The organism is Bacillus sp. JCM 19034 (genome assembly GCF_001310635.1).
Taxonomy (GTDB): Bacteria; Bacillota; Bacilli; order Bacillales; family Bacillaceae_D; genus Halalkalibacter.
The window spans coordinates 317316-330713 of sequence record NZ_BAXR01000003.1 but is presented as its reverse complement, the minus strand read 5'-3'; the positions used below and the strand labels follow the sequence as shown (position 1 = coordinate 330713).

18 protein-coding genes and 4 pseudogenes are annotated in these 13398 nt (G+C 38.0%); 5 read left to right on the top strand and 17 right to left on the bottom strand.

Annotated elements, in window-relative coordinates:
- Nucleotides 1-14: 14 nt before the first annotated feature.
- The 5 genes and pseudogenes from JCM19034_RS07885 to JCM19034_RS07870 all read right to left on the bottom strand — a co-directional run bounded on the left by JCM19034_RS07885 (nt 15) and on the right by JCM19034_RS07870 (nt 3167).
- Nucleotides 15-785, bottom strand: coding sequence for a ribonuclease HII (locus tag JCM19034_RS07885; protein WP_062048678.1), 771 nt, complete (start codon nt 783-785; stop codon nt 15-17).
- 158 nt (nt 786-943) lie between these two features.
- On the bottom strand, nt 944-1792 hold the full coding sequence (gene ylqF, locus JCM19034_RS07880) for a ribosome biogenesis GTPase YlqF (RefSeq protein ID WP_062048676.1): 849 nt from the start codon (nt 1790-1792) through the stop codon (nt 944-946).
- 8 nt (nt 1793-1800) lie between these two features.
- The gene (lepB, locus tag JCM19034_RS07875; protein ID WP_062048674.1) at nt 1801-2361 is read right to left on the bottom strand and encodes a signal peptidase I; all 561 of its coding nucleotides are present in this window, start codon (nt 2359-2361) and stop codon (nt 1801-1803) included.
- A gap of 282 nt (nt 2362-2643) precedes the next feature.
- Nucleotides 2644-2727, bottom strand: a pseudogene (locus JCM19034_RS20910) (50S ribosomal protein L19); the annotation flags it as partial.
- 158 nt (nt 2728-2885) lie between these two features.
- Nucleotides 2886-3167, bottom strand: coding sequence for a hypothetical protein (locus tag JCM19034_RS07870; protein WP_062048672.1), 282 nt, complete (start codon nt 3165-3167; stop codon nt 2886-2888).
- A gap of 162 nt (nt 3168-3329) precedes the next feature.
- Here JCM19034_RS07870 and JCM19034_RS07865 point away from each other — a divergent pair, with 162 nt between their 5' ends.
- Nucleotides 3330-3539, top strand: a complete 210-nt coding sequence (locus tag JCM19034_RS07865; RefSeq protein WP_062048670.1) for a helix-turn-helix transcriptional regulator — start codon at nt 3330-3332, stop codon at nt 3537-3539.
- A gap of 62 nt (nt 3540-3601) precedes the next feature.
- Here the strand turns inward: JCM19034_RS07865 and JCM19034_RS07860 are convergent, their stop codons facing one another.
- Entirely contained in the window at nt 3602-3817 is a 216-nt protein-coding gene (locus JCM19034_RS07860) for a hypothetical protein (RefSeq protein ID WP_062048668.1), read from the bottom strand.
- 363 nt (nt 3818-4180) lie between these two features.
- Here JCM19034_RS07860 and JCM19034_RS07855 point away from each other — a divergent pair, with 363 nt between their 5' ends.
- The 4 genes from JCM19034_RS07855 (at nt 4181) to JCM19034_RS07840 (ending at nt 6943) form a co-directional block, all read left to right on the top strand.
- On the top strand, nt 4181-4513 hold the full coding sequence (locus JCM19034_RS07855; RefSeq protein ID WP_062048665.1) for a YolD-like family protein: 333 nt from the start codon (nt 4181-4183) through the stop codon (nt 4511-4513).
- Between the two features lie 259 nt (nt 4514-4772).
- Nucleotides 4773-5177 (top strand): DUF5082 family protein, encoded by a 405-nt coding sequence (locus tag JCM19034_RS07850; protein WP_062048663.1) that lies wholly within the window; start codon nt 4773-4775, stop codon nt 5175-5177.
- Nucleotides 5178-5182: 5 nt separating this feature from the next.
- Nucleotides 5183-5443 (top strand): DUF5344 family protein, encoded by a 261-nt coding sequence (locus JCM19034_RS07845; RefSeq protein WP_062048661.1) that lies wholly within the window; start codon nt 5183-5185, stop codon nt 5441-5443.
- Between the two features lie 21 nt (nt 5444-5464).
- Nucleotides 5465-6943: a ribonuclease YeeF family protein gene (locus JCM19034_RS07840; protein WP_062048659.1), complete on the top strand. Its 1479-nt coding sequence runs from the start codon at nt 5465-5467 to the stop codon at nt 6941-6943.
- Nucleotides 6944-7265: 322 nt separating this feature from the next.
- Here the strand turns inward: JCM19034_RS07840 and JCM19034_RS07830 are convergent, their stop codons facing one another.
- The 11 genes and pseudogenes from JCM19034_RS07830 to JCM19034_RS07780 all read right to left on the bottom strand — a co-directional run bounded on the left by JCM19034_RS07830 (nt 7266) and on the right by JCM19034_RS07780 (nt 13392).
- Nucleotides 7266-7553, bottom strand: coding sequence for a peptidoglycan-binding protein (locus JCM19034_RS07830; protein ID WP_062048655.1), 288 nt, complete (start codon nt 7551-7553; stop codon nt 7266-7268).
- Nucleotides 7554-7570: 17 nt separating this feature from the next.
- A complete protein-coding gene (locus tag JCM19034_RS07825; RefSeq protein WP_062048653.1) occupies nt 7571-8425 on the bottom strand; it encodes a LysM peptidoglycan-binding domain-containing protein in 855 nt (284 codons plus the stop codon).
- A 25-nt stretch (nt 8426-8450) separates the two neighbouring features.
- Nucleotides 8451-8675, bottom strand: coding sequence for a hypothetical protein (locus tag JCM19034_RS07820; protein WP_156323913.1), 225 nt, complete (start codon nt 8673-8675; stop codon nt 8451-8453).
- Between the two features lie 131 nt (nt 8676-8806).
- Nucleotides 8807-9010 (bottom strand): hypothetical protein, encoded by a 204-nt coding sequence (locus JCM19034_RS07815; protein WP_062048649.1) that lies wholly within the window; start codon nt 9008-9010, stop codon nt 8807-8809.
- A 120-nt stretch (nt 9011-9130) separates the two neighbouring features.
- The gene (gene rplS, locus JCM19034_RS07810) at nt 9131-9475 is read right to left on the bottom strand and encodes a 50S ribosomal protein L19 (RefSeq protein WP_062048646.1); all 345 of its coding nucleotides are present in this window, start codon (nt 9473-9475) and stop codon (nt 9131-9133) included.
- A gap of 115 nt (nt 9476-9590) precedes the next feature.
- Nucleotides 9591-10330 (bottom strand): annotated as a pseudogene (gene trmD / locus JCM19034_RS07805) (tRNA (guanosine(37)-N1)-methyltransferase TrmD).
- A complete protein-coding gene (rimM, locus tag JCM19034_RS07800) occupies nt 10327-10848 on the bottom strand; it encodes a ribosome maturation factor RimM (RefSeq protein ID WP_062048644.1) in 522 nt (173 codons plus the stop codon). The pseudogene trmD and the gene rimM overlap by 4 nt, the downstream one beginning before the upstream one ends.
- 265 nt (nt 10849-11113) lie before the next feature.
- Complete coding sequence (locus JCM19034_RS07795; RefSeq protein ID WP_062048643.1) at nt 11114-11341, bottom strand: KH domain-containing protein; 228 nt, start codon at nt 11339-11341, stop codon at nt 11114-11116.
- A 21-nt stretch (nt 11342-11362) separates the two neighbouring features.
- A pseudogene (gene rpsP / locus JCM19034_RS07790) lies at nt 11363-11634 on the bottom strand (30S ribosomal protein S16).
- A gap of 85 nt (nt 11635-11719) precedes the next feature.
- Nucleotides 11720-13072: pseudogene (ffh, locus tag JCM19034_RS07785) on the bottom strand (signal recognition particle protein).
- Between the two features lie 11 nt (nt 13073-13083).
- Nucleotides 13084-13392: a putative DNA-binding protein gene (locus tag JCM19034_RS07780; protein WP_370621854.1), complete on the bottom strand. Its 309-nt coding sequence runs from the start codon at nt 13390-13392 to the stop codon at nt 13084-13086.
- Between the last annotated feature and the right edge of the window lie 6 nt (nt 13393-13398).

Below are 13398 nucleotides of genomic sequence, written 5' to 3'. Positions count from 1 at the left end.
CTCCTTATAACAAACTACTCGACAAGGAGGTCTGCGACTGGTTGGAAAGATTTGCGATGTTCTATCGTTACACCGTGTACTTTTAATGCGTGAAGGTGCTCTTTCGTACCATAACCAGCATTGTTGGCAAACCCATAATGAGGATATTCTCTTCCTAGTTCCTCCATATATTGATCACGAGCAACTTTAGCAATAATTGAACTAGCGGCAATTGATATACTTTTTTGATCACCTTTAATGATAGACGTTTGACTAATTTCAAGCGGTAAAGTCATTGCATCTACTAATACGTGATCTGGGTGCTTATCAAGTAACGCTAATGCCTGACACATTGCCTTTTTCGTAGATTCATAGATATTGATTTCATCTATTTCAGCCGCATGCACCATTGATACCGAGTACGCAATCGCTTCTTCTTTTATTCGTTTGGCAAATTCCTCGCGTTTCGCCTTTGATAGCTTTTTTGAATCTGTTAATCCTAATAGTTTAAAATTTGTAGGTAGAATGACGGCACTAGCAACAACCGGTCCTGCTAATGGTCCTCTTCCTACCTCGTCTACACCGGCAATAGCACTCGCTCCATTCGCTCGTGCTTGTGATTCGTAACGAACCATGTTTTGATGCATTTCTTCTAGCAACGCTTCTCTTTTCAGTTGTCTTTCATATGAAAGCAATAATTTCTGGGCCCCTTTTCGTTCATCTTTCCTAAGCAGAGCAAGCCATTTTTCCACATCGTCATTTTCCTTTAGCTTCATTTCCATTTCTTTTAGCGATATAGACATCATTGTTTCTCCTTTTTATATGTATCGGTATATCGAGCTCATTTTTTTACTCGTCTATTCTAAATAATCGATTACAACTTTCCGCCCATCTATGTATATACATTTCCTAAATTCATAAAAATTTGCACCTTCATCCATATATGGAAGTAGGTGCAAATCTCTTATTCCCCAAGTCGTTCTAATGTCACTCGACCAAGGGTGCCATTGCGAAGCTCCCTTAAAATAATTTCAGCAGCCTTATCGTAATCAACATAACCGCCACTCATTAAGCAGCCACGTTTCTTTCCAATCTCTTCAAAAAGTTCAACTGGGTCATCTGGTATTTCTTCAAGCTTATACCTTTCTTTTAGTCGATTAGGGTAATGAACCTTCATATTTTTTAACACATATAACGCAATATCTTGAAAATCAAGAAGTTCGTCTTTGATTGCTCCTGTTGATGCTAGCAAATAACCAGTTTGCTGATCTTCAAACTTAGGCCATAATATACCTGGAGTATCAAGCAATTCAAGTGATTTCCCAACTTTTATCCATTGCTGCTGTTTCGTAACTCCAGGCCGATCTCCTACTTTAGCTGTACGTTTTGAAGCAAGACGATTAATCAGCGTTGACTTTCCTACATTAGGAATACCTAAGATCATCGCACGGATCGCCCTAGGCTTCATTCCCTTTGATTTTAATTTTTCAAGAAGTGCTGAGGCAAGCTCACGACATGCATCAGCGATTTTCTCAGTTCCTTTTCCATTTTGACTATTAATAACTAATACTTTCATATTAGCTTCTTTAAAATATTGTACCCATTCCTCTGTAACTACAGGGTCTGCCAAGTCAGCTTTATTTAATAAGATTAACCGAGGCTTATGGGAAACTAACTCATCAATCATTGGATTTCTCGAGGCGAGTGGAACTCGTGCGTCTACTATTTCAATAACAACATCAATTAATGATAATTTCTCTGTCACTTCTCTTCGTGCTTTAGCCATATGGCCGGGAAACCATTGAATTGTCATACCATCACCTACTCTGCTATTCTAAAATTTGAAATCGGCCAAAAGACGATCCTTGCTCTTCCTATTACTTCATCTACATGAATTGTACCAATATCACGACTATCCTTACTTCGCCGGCGATTATCTCCTAAAACAAATAGCTGTTGTTCTGGTACAATTATCGGTAAGAAATCGTGTGTTAGTACCTCTGGTTCGTATAACCTTTGAAACTCTTCCAAATAGGGCTCGTCTATCGCTTCACCGTTCACATATAATTGATCGTTCTCATATTTAATTTCATCACCAGGTAAACCAATCACTCTCTTAATGTAATCTTTTCCCGCTGGTGCATGAAAAACAATAATGTCAAATCGTTTAGGCTCACTAAATGTATAGGCCATTTTATTAACAATCATTCGGTCAGAATTCTCCAATGTTGGAAGCATTGACTCTCCATCAACAATGACTGGAGCCAATAAAAACTGACGAATGATAAAAGCGAGAGCAAAGGCAAATAAAATCGCCTTAATCCATTCCCATGATTCCTTTTTTTTACTTTTCTCTTCTTCAATCAAGGTCTCTTCACTCATAAAGTGCCCCCCCATTTCACTAACATGCTTTAGTGTACCATATCTTAGAAAAAAACTCATATAGTAATCCATGTATTTTTATTACTACCTAATCACTCATTATGAGCGTTACTTTCATATATTTTTTTTTTAAAATTGTTAATCATTAGTCTCTATGAGCAACACTACATCAGACATTCTTAACCGTGACGCGTACGATAATGAGAAAGGAGACGTCTTGTAAAACGATAAAAGGGTGGCTCTCATGAATGAGACCCACCCTTTTAAAACGCTGAACGCTTATTATCGAATTTCTTTAATACGAGCCGCTTTACCGCGTAGGCTACGTAAGTAATAAAGCTTAGCACGACGTACTTTACCGCGACGTTAAAGAAATTTCAATAATAACAACCAACTCTATAAACTCATAAGTATCAATGTTTAATTGTAAGTTTCCATTTGTTTTTCTAATAATTAGTCATACGTCTAGTAAAAATATAACACATGTTCAATTATATTTTCAACATTTATATAGAAGGAACTCATCAAAAGACAAATGGCTCGTCCATCTCAAAATAACAAATTTCTGTAATATTAACATCTAAGGCATCTATTACATCTTCACCGAAAAACCTAGTTTCTTCATTTATTAATTGTTTCATTTTATCTATGCTAGACTTAGCCTCTTTATACACAATCTCTCCAACTCGCTGACTCATTTCCTCTTCAGTTCCAGCTTGCACTACTAACTGTTTGAACAATGGTACTGAAGTAATTCCTTCAACTTGTACAATTGCTTTCATCATTTTCTCTTCTGGCTTTTTCATTTTCGCCCCTCCTGATTTATACACATTATAATGTGCATTTGATTTATCTCAATAATACACATTAAAAAGTGCAAAGTCAATATTTTTTTAAATTCTCTCTGATTTTTTTGCACTTTATAATGTATAATATATTTAGGACTTACTACTATTAGGAGGTATTAAATGATTATTAATAACTTAAAGTCAGTAATGAAAAAACAAGGTTATAACATCACTAAACTATCTAATGATTCTGGGCTACATCGCAATATTATTTCAAATATAATAAATAATAAAACTAACGGTATCGATTACAGTACCATCGATAAACTTTGTAAAGCCCTTAATTGTCAAGTTGGGGATTTGTTTATTTATATAGACAATGAAGAGTAATTAGTCAAATACATAAATAATGACCACTCAATAATCAGAGTGGTCTAAACTTTATTACTGCTTTAGCGAATTTTATAGATATAACTATTTTTGGACTTGTTTTCCAACCAGTCATAAAACACATCCCTATGAACCTTTAACTGCTTACCGAATTTCATAACTGCGAAATCACCACAGTGCATAATTTCATAACACTTGTCACGCCCAAGACCTGTGATTTTCTGAATATCACTAACGCCTAGTAAAAGTTTTTCTTCATTAATGTTTTCTTTTGTCATATAAGCACCTCTTAATTAAGCAATAACTAAAAATGAAGTCATACAAATGGTTAATTTTTTGATTTTATTAGGCAAAACTCTAGACTAACCAGTATTTATACTAGTTAACCCAGAGAAAAAAGTCACAAATAAATTATATCGTATTTATTTAATGCACTCTATAATTTGGTAAAATTTATTTATTATGAAATTGTTTTTTCGGATTTGCTCTTTTATGTTACTGGTGTGCATTCAAATGCTTGTTAGTTATATACAAAAAGATTATGTATAAAGAATCCAAGTCAAGTCCTCATCACTCGGAGGATTTCTTTTTTATCGATATCAGAACAAACGTTCCTATATAATAGTAATGAGGTGATATTGATGGAGAAGATACAACGTGGAAATAAACTGTGGGAAATGAAGTTTGTGCTTCCAGAACACACTGCTGCTCTGAAACAATGGAGAGCTGAGCAAGAGAAGATATCTAAACCTTCGTTAGATGAACAAGAGCTTATGGAGATTGGTCATATGGTCATGGACAGTTTAAAGCATGAGTTAGATGTAAAAGTTGTGCATTGGGAAGATGGTGACTTTTGTGAGGTCGTTGGTGTAGTGGAGCGTGTGGATCAGCTGCAGAAATATATAAAAGTGCGCACAGAGGATGATATAATAAAGATAAAAGTGGATGGTTTGATGAGTGTGGAGAGAGTATAACACCACCAAAACCGAACACACTAAAATCGTTCTGCTACTACTCTCGACTTACCAACACGTTAAACAGAAATGAGCCCCTCATACAAGTGAAGGGCTCTTTTTAATCATACGGAAGGAACTTTTTGCGGAGTAGCTCTAGCTATAGATATTTTTTATTCAATATATTCTAAATTTTACTGGTAAATGGAAATTTAAATGGTATAATATTCCATGGAAAATCATGAAAAAATAGTAGTTCAATAGAATAGGAGAATCAGTCATGGACTATTCATCCAAAATCAGTGTACTAAATAGCGAAATCAATCATTTGAATAGCGTAATAAGTGAAGTATCAAGACATCGAGAAGAGCTTGCCCATGCTCGATACAAATTGTTGAATAAAAAAGGAGACTTAGTATCTGATACTAGGTGGATTCATAATCCAGAGAACGGACATGAGCGATCACGTGGCTACATTTCGTCGGAACATGATGATGCTCGTGATTCGATTGAGCGAGCGTATGCTGATACGCATAAACAAGTCCAAGAAATGATTGATGCGATTGATCAAGAAAGAAATCGCCTTAGTAGGGAAATTGATCATAAACGTGCATCGATCGCATCGAGAAGAAACAGAATTACAACTCTAAAAGCGAAGCAACGGATTCTTGAACAGAAAGGATGACCATAATGGAAATTAAGGTTAACGTGGCAGAGGTATCTGCCTTACTTCAAGCAGTTGGAGAGGTTTCAGGAAGCTTTAACACGCAATCGATTGAAGGGGCACGTGATTTAGATATGATCGCTACATTTAGTGATGTAAAGAATGAGTTAGATGAATATTTAATGGCTTATACACGTGCCACCTCTGACATGCAGAAACAATTACAAAGTCAAATCCAAACGTATGACAAAGTAGATCGAGAGTTAGCTGCTAAAATGGGGCGGTAACAAGGAGGAGAAGGAACGTACATGACAAAACATCTTGACGTAGCGCAATGCTTAACGATCATTGACCGCACGGACATGGCCCTCAAATCCTACATGGATCATTTTGATTTTATGGAAGCAGCCATATTACGTGTAATTGAACTAGAAGACTTTCTTAAAGGCAAGGGTGGCGTAGCTTTGTTGCGAAACTATCAAGAGCTGCAACTGCCTGCGATTCGGGCTATTCGTGCGTTTATGTTCAACATGAAGGACAAAGGGGAAAAGCTGCGATCCTTTATCTTGTCATTTGAATCCTCAGATAATGGGATGGTGTCCGAGGATTTTTATGAAAATCAAATTCCTAGAGGTTACGATCGTTTTGAACAATTTATGGATCAAAACAAATCAGAGATCGATTCCATCGCAGCGTCTGTCAACTACATCATCGACCTTGGGAGGTTGAACATTCGCTATGTCCAAGATCGGGTTGACAATGCCCGAAAACATGCGAACGATACGAGTGAAGGGCTAAATGAACTAGATCATGAAGGCATGAGGTTAATGAGAGAGCTCCAAAGGGAAATGGCCGAGCTAAAAGCGATCTTAAAGCAAGTGACCGAATGGACAGTAAGCGGAGGTGCTCTTTTAAACGGTGTGTATTTAAACGAGATCAGAAACCATTTCTCCGATAAAACGTTACATACCAAAGCGCCAGAAGTAGATACGAGCAAGGTAAATACAAGTTTGTATAACCCCACGTTAGCAGACAATCCAGCACTAGTTAAAAACTTTATGTTTATGCAACAACATTCAATAATTGATATGTATTCCACTGCATTTCCACTTACTTTTCAGAGCACGTATTTACAAGTTTATTCACAACAAACTAAGGAAGCCCATTCAAACAATTTATCGACTGGAGCAATTGGTGAGGGTAAAATAACATACAAATGGGATGGTCCAGGTGATAAAATACAAGCAAGAGGAGTGCCAATAGATTATAAGGCGCTTGGGATTGAGGATTATGTCGAGACAGTAAAAGTGAATGGATATGATGTGCATTACGCATTGATAGACGGACAATTTATCCTTTTACGTGATAATCCTGATCTTGAATATTATACGCAAGGTGCAAAGACGGGCAAGTTGGAAGCAGAAATTGCTGGAATGGCAAGTTTCACTAGTTATGCGGTTGGGGCTTATTCTACATCCAGTGTAGCAAATAAAATTCCAGGAATAAAAGGAATTGCTGATAAACACCCAATAAAATCCCAGTACGGAGGAGCATTTGCACTACAGAGAGTCCAAAATAGCATCCCCATTTGGAAGGAAATAGTTGGCACTCCTGTTCCTAAAGCAGGTACAGAGCAAGTATTGGTGTATATCAGTGATGATGGTGAAAATTGGGATGGAAAAGTGATGTTTACAATAGAACCCAACGGTGATGTGAAACGGTCCACAGATTTCTCTGATGGGTTTGTAGATGCTGTTCGTAAGTTATTTGGATCGGACAAAAAATAAGAGGGGCTGTTTAGAACTCATGTTGAGAAGTATATTAGGGGACACGCTAGGGTTTATGCTTGGATATACTTTAAGTGCTGTCATTATTGGTCTACTAATTAAGTATTTTAACAAAGAGAAGGTGACGTGGAAGCAAACAATTATTGGTATAGCACTGTTGAGTGTGGGTTTCATTATTTTCAATATGTACGTTTTCCCACGCTTTTAAGGTGTCGAGGCGATGCAAAAACTCATTTGATTATATAGCGGGTTCTTAATAGAAGCTACTTTTATATGAAATTGATCACTATGGTGCTCGCCCCGCTTCAGCGGGGCGTTTTTTTTATGCAAGTAAAGCTGACCACGTCTGTCTTCCGGCAATCCCATCGACGGACAAGCTCCTATCCCTTTGAAACGCCCGAACAGCCCCAGTGGTCATGTCTCCGAAAACCCCGTCGAATGGTCCTGGATTAAACCCTCTGATAAAGAGAATGGTTTGCAGCACTCGTGTAATGTTTCCTCTAGCACCATTACGCACCGTGACTAGCTTAAGCTTAGATCTTGTTTTAGGTCCCATGATCCCATCTACAGTTAGTCGAGCGTTAAATTGACGATTAAGCTCACTTTGCAATACTCGAATTAACCCTCCTAGTGTTTCTGATCAGGTAATCCATCAACTGCAATTTGGAAGCCATAATTGACTACCCACTGTTGAATTGAGCGAACATAGGAATCACCTGAAGGTTGTGTCGTTGGCTTAGGCTGTTGTTGTGGCTTATTTTTATTGTTTGATGACGACTTACCAAAATTAATCACTTGACCAACCTGCAGCTTAGTAGGATCAACATCAGGGTTTGCCTTGATAAGATCGTCTACCGTTACACCAGCTGCACTATTTTTATGTGCGATACTCCAAAAAGTATCCCCCTCTTGGATCGTATATGTGGAAGGAACTTCACTTGGCTTGACGTTAGGTGTGGATGCTCCTTTAGAGTTAAATGCTTTTTTATAATCAAATACACAACACGCTTTCCAGCTGTAACCTGGCATCTCTTGATGTGACTTATCATCGTTACCGATTTTATCTGCTATTAGTGCAGCATGTAACTCTGCGATAGATGCTCGTGTAGGCTCGTCCAATTCATCTGTGCGATAATCACCAGCTACACAAATTCCAAGGGAAAATTGATTACTGTTACCAACATGATACGTACGACGATCGATGTCATGACAATAGACGATACGAGCACGTTTACCTTGTTGGGTATCTACTAAATTACAAGGCTCAATAACAAACGTGTATCCTACTCCCGGCCATCCTAATGACTGTACATGATAGCGTGCGAATCCAGCAGCAGTAGAGTCTGACAAGTGCTTTTTTGTTAGTGAGTGATGCCACACACGAGTTGTAATTGCTCGTGTGCGTTTAGAATAGCTCCCTTTTTTTGTCAATGATTTACGTTGATCAGATAGTTGTGGTAGTTTTTCAAATGCGTATGACATTATTGATCCTCTCCTTCTATTTCTTTCAAAATTCCCTTACGCTCAATGGCTTTTTGACTGTATGAGCGAATGTAAGTAATAGTACATAATCCCTTAGCCCGATGAAAGTTGTTAAATCTGGTGCATCTAACAACCTCTTCAATTGTTTTTCATTTAACGTTGTACCTACTTTATGTTTTATTTTAGGTAGACTTACTCCGTCAAGCGGTGAAGATTCTAAATAATTTCTTTCAACCGCCCAATTTAACACCGCTCTTATAGCCCTTAAACGAGCATGTATTGTCATAGGATTGAGTTTACGAGATTTAAGTAGATTCATTACAGTGTAAATATCATCACTCGTAATGGCGCTTATGTCGTGTACAGGAGCGTTAATGTCAATTAAGTGGTTTTTACATAATAAAGCTCTTTGTCGTAAAATCGTAAAGTATGAATTGAATACTCTTTTAGTTCACATTCCTTCCGAAATTGGCTACAAGCTTCATCGTAAGATATTATTTTATTAGTCTTCTGAGTAATATTACGTCGTACTTCTAGCTGTAAATTGACATCAAGTGCGTGTTTCCTTCCGTTTTTTTTAGCCATATAACACCTTCCATGACGTACTATTTTTAATTATTTAGACGTTTTTACAAAAAACAAAAAAGACAGCTCCCATAATGGAAACTGTCCTCTTTAAACATTGATTTGTTGCGTGAACGCTTATTATCGAATTTCTTTAATACGAGCCGCTTTACCGCGTAGGCTACGTAAGTAATAAAGCTTAGCACGACGTACTTTACCGCGACGCTTCACTTCGATCTTATCAATCTTCGGTGAATGTAATGGGAATGTACGTTCAACACCTACACCATAAGAAATCTTACGAACAGTGAATGTTTCACTGATACCAGTACCACGACGCTTAATGACAACACCTTCAAAAAGCTGAATACGTTCGCGAGTTCCCTCAACGACTTTAACGTGAACTGTTAACGTATCTCCAGCGCGGAACGTTGGGATATCATTACGTAATTGCTCATTCGTAATTTCACGGATAATGTTGTTCATAACTTCCACTCCTTCCTTACAGATGCTCTTATAGATTTAATCTGCAGCGGAACATCGTAATTACGGGCATTAGCCACAAATGCAATAATACCATAATATTCTACGGTTAACAAGGTTATTTCTCATTTTTTTGCGATAATTCGCGTAACCATTTTTTCTCTTTATCTTCGAGCTGTTTCCCTTTTAGCAAATCGGGGCGCCGTTCCCACGTTCGTTTCAATGATTCTTTCCTGCGCCACTCTTCAATTCGTTCATGATGTCCTGAAAGCAAAACGTCAGGAACAGGCATGCCACGAAAATCAGCAGGTCTCGTATAATGTGGATGTTCTAATAAACCAGTCGAAAAGGAATCATGTTCGGCCGATTGTTCATTCCCTAACACGCCAGGTAATAAGCGTACAACACTATCGGTTACGACCATTGCTCCTAACTCTCCACCTGTAAGCACATAATCGCCGATCGAAATTTCTTCATCAACAAGAAACTCACGAATTCTCTCATCATATCCTTCATAATGACCACAGACAAGTACTATATGCTCCATTTTAGCTAATTGCTCCGCTTTTGCTTGTGAATATTGTTGTCCTTGAGGACATAGTAAAATAGTATGAGGTCTGTGATTGGCGTTTGCTGCAAATGATTAACTGCATCAAAAATCGGCTGTGCTTTTAAGACCATACCTGCCCCTCCACCGTAAGGATAATCATCCACTTTTAGATGTTTATGATCAGAAAAGTTACGAAAGTTCGTAACAGATAACGTTACAGCTCCTTGCTGCTGTGCTTGCTTTAAGATCGAGCTGTTAAACACACCTGTAAACATATCTGGAAACAATGTTAAAATGTCTATTCTCATTCAAGTAACCCTTCCATCACATGAATCGTTACTTTTTTTTCCTCTATAGAAATGTCCTTTATTATATCTTCAATAAAGGGCAGTAAAATGTCTTTCCCGCCACCACTTCTTTGCACGACCCATACGTCATTGGCACCTGTTTGGATTATTTCTTTAATTTTCCCTAGTTCTTCTCCTTCTTCTGTTTGAACAAGACAACCGATGATTTCATGGTAGTAATATTCATCTTCATCAAGATCCGGCAATGTCTCACTATCACCATATAGGATACAACCTTTAAACTTTTCGACCTCATTAATCGATGTGTAGCCTTCAAATTGTAATAAATCAAATTGCTTGTGGACCCGATGGCTACGTACCTTTACGATCTCTTCTTCACCCGAATGAAGGCGTACCATTAGCTCGGAACCGCCTGCATAACGTTCCTCAGAAAAATCCGTTGTTGATATAACCCGAACCTCTCCCCTAACACCGTGGGTATTGACAATCTTTCCTACGCGTAGCCAATCCTCATACATGTTTATTACTCCCTTCTTTCACCTTTAAGTAAGCATGGATACATTTACTAACACTTTTTGTAGCGTTGTGTGCGAAGTCGTTACAATGATCCTGCACTTAACTAAAAAAAGCGGTGATCTTTTTTAGTTAAGTGGGTAACGAACAACGCCATCGGCGAATTCGCTTACAGCTACTATGATTCTCAATAATCACTTTTATATATTTTATGCTTTCTTAATATGTACAGAAAAAGGGTGAGGTTATCCCCACCCGTTGTTCACATTACTATTCCATGATGTCTAATTGAACACGTTTATACGATGATGGTGCGGCATATAGTATTGTTCGGATCGCCTTTGCTGTACGTCCTTGCTTTCCTATTACCTTCCCGATATCATCTTTATGAACAAACAATTGCAAACGCAACGTTTGCTCTTGTGCGACTTCTTCAACCCGAATATCTTCTGGATGATCTACAATTGCTTTCACCATATGTTCAAGTAACGCTCTCATAAGATTCTCCTTTTCGAAGAATTACTTTTGGTTTTTTGCATTGTGAAGCTTTTCCATTAGACCAGCATTTGAGAAAAGGTTACGCACTGTATCAGATGGCTTAGCTCCTTTTAACATCCATTCAAGTGCTTTATCCTCTTTAAGGTCAACCTTAGCTGGTTGTGTTAATGGATTATACGTTCCGATCTCCTCAATGAAACGTCCATCACGTGGAGAACGTGAATCTGCTACTACTACACGATAAATGGGGCTTTCTTTGAACCCATACGCTTTAAACGAATTTTTACTGCCATTCGTAAGACACCTCCGTAATTTTTTTAAAATGTATATCATCAATTTCCATCACATACTGCCGTATATGACAAAAAAGGATTTCAACTAAAAGGGTAATTTAAATCCGCCAAGACCTTTACCTTTTTTCTTCCCTTTACCGGAAGTCATATTGGTCATTTGCTTCATCATCTTTTTCATATCTTCAAATTGCTTTAAAAGTCGGTTCACATCTTGAATAGATGTTCCACTTCCTTTGGCAATCCGTCTCCTTCTACTTGCATTAATAATAGAAGCTCCTGCTTTTCCTTTGTGGTCATAGAGCGAACAATCGCTTCTACTTTCCCGATTTGCTTTTCATCAACCTGTAAATCCTTCATCCTTTTTATTCATACCAGGCATCATACCAAGAAGCTCATCTAGTGGTCCCATATTACGAACTTGTTCAAGCTGCTCTAGAAAATCCTCAAACGTAAAATCCATCGTTCTCATTTTCTTTTCAAGCTGCTTTGCCTTTTCTTCGTCAATATTCGTCTGAGCCTTTTCAATTAGAGATAAAACATCCCCCATCCCAAGAATGCGTGAAGCCATGCGTTCTGGATGGAACGGTTCAAGCTGATCAATTTTTTCACCCATACCGGCAAATTTAATCGGTGTATTCGTTACAGCTTTGACAGAAATGGCAGCACCACCACGAGTGTCACCATCAAGCTTTGTTAAAACAACCCCTGTTACATCAAGCTGCTCATTAAAGCTTTCCGCTACATTAACTGCATCTTGACCTGTCATTGCATCAACAACAAGTAAAATTTCGTCAGGACTCACTAGTTCTTTAACCTTTTGTAATTCCTCCATTAACTCCTCATCTACATGCAGTCGACCAGCTGTATCGATAATCACATAATCGTGATGATCCTCTTTTGCCTTTTCAATCGCTTGCCTTGCAATTTCGACTGGGCTTACTTGATCACCAAGTGAGAACACAGGCATATTAAGCTGTTTTCCTAATGTTTCAAGCTGCTTAATCGCCGCTGGCCGATAAATGTCAGCTGCGACTAATAATGGCTTACGATTATGATTTTTTCGTAGATGATTCGCTAACTTTGCAGTTGTTGTTGTCTTACCTGCACCTTGCAAACCAACCATCATGACAACGGTCGGTGACTTAGAAGCTACAGCAATCTTACTTTGCTCTCCTCCCATTAAAGCCGTTAATTCTTCATTGACAACTTTAATGACTTGCTGACCAGGTGTTAAGCTCTTCATAACTTCTTGTCCAAGTGCTTTTTCACGGACATTTGCTATGAATTGCTTTACTACTTTAAAGTTAACATCCGCTTCTAACAAAGCTAAGCGAACTTCACGCATCATTTCTTTAACATCTTGCTCGCTTACTTTACCTTTTCCGCGAATCTTTGTTAACGTTCCTTGCAATCGCTCCGCTAAACCTTCAAATGCCATGTTGTCGCCTCCTAGTCTAATTTCTCGAGAGAGTCAAGCAGTGACAATACCTCTTCAGGAGTCGCGTCTTGATGAATTGCTTCTCGTAATTTCGTCATAATCGTTTTACGCTGCTCAAACTTGATCAATAGCTTAAGTTTATTTTCATATTCTTCAAGCATCGCTTCAGTTCTTTTAATATTATCGTAAACAGCCTGACGACTAACATGAAATTCTTCAGCAATTTCACCTAAAGAGAAATCATCTAGGTAATACAGTGACATATATTTACGTTGTTTCTGTGTTAGTAAGGACTGATAGAAGTCAAACAAAAAATTCATTCGGAG

Bases quoted from the DNA above. Each gene is read 5' to 3' on its own strand.
- JCM19034_RS07860 (WP_062048668.1), bottom strand. From the start codon at position 3,817: ATGACAAAAGAAAACATTAATGAAGAAAAACTTTTACTAGGCGTTAGT.
- JCM19034_RS07845 (WP_062048661.1), top strand. From the start codon at position 5,183: ATGGAAATTAAGGTTAACGTGGCAGAGGTATCTGCCTTACTTCAAGCA.
- JCM19034_RS07815 (WP_062048649.1), bottom strand. From the start codon at position 9,010: ATGGCTAAAAAAAACGGAAGGAAACACGCACTTGATGTCAATTTACAG.
- JCM19034_RS07885 (WP_062048678.1), bottom strand. From the start codon at position 785: ATGATGTCTATATCGCTAAAAGAAATGGAAATGAAGCTAAAGGAAAAT.
- rimM (WP_062048644.1), bottom strand. From the start codon at position 10,848: ATGTATGAGGATTGGCTACGCGTAGGAAAGATTGTCAATACCCACGGT.
- JCM19034_RS07865 (WP_062048670.1), top strand. From the start codon at position 3,330: ATGATTATTAATAACTTAAAGTCAGTAATGAAAAAACAAGGTTATAAC.
- JCM19034_RS07850 (WP_062048663.1), top strand. From the start codon at position 4,773: ATGGACTATTCATCCAAAATCAGTGTACTAAATAGCGAAATCAATCAT.
- JCM19034_RS07855 (WP_062048665.1), top strand. From the start codon at position 4,181: ATGGAGAAGATACAACGTGGAAATAAACTGTGGGAAATGAAGTTTGTG.
- JCM19034_RS07870 (WP_062048672.1), bottom strand. From the start codon at position 3,167: ATGAAAAAGCCAGAAGAGAAAATGATGAAAGCAATTGTACAAGTTGAA.
- JCM19034_RS07795 (WP_062048643.1), bottom strand. From the start codon at position 11,341: ATGAGAGCGTTACTTGAACATATGGTGAAAGCAATTGTAGATCATCCA.
- lepB (WP_062048674.1), bottom strand. From the start codon at position 2,361: ATGAGTGAAGAGACCTTGATTGAAGAAGAGAAAAGTAAAAAAAAGGAA.
- ylqF (WP_062048676.1), bottom strand. From the start codon at position 1,792: ATGACAATTCAATGGTTTCCCGGCCATATGGCTAAAGCACGAAGAGAA.
- JCM19034_RS07780 (WP_370621854.1), bottom strand. From the start codon at position 13,392: ATGAATTTTTTGTTTGACTTCTATCAGTCCTTACTAACACAGAAACAA.
- JCM19034_RS07825 (WP_062048653.1), bottom strand. From the start codon at position 8,425: ATGTCATACGCATTTGAAAAACTACCACAACTATCTGATCAACGTAAA.
- rplS (WP_062048646.1), bottom strand. From the start codon at position 9,475: ATGAACAACATTATCCGTGAAATTACGAATGAGCAATTACGTAATGAT.
- JCM19034_RS07840 (WP_062048659.1), top strand. From the start codon at position 5,465: ATGACAAAACATCTTGACGTAGCGCAATGCTTAACGATCATTGACCGC.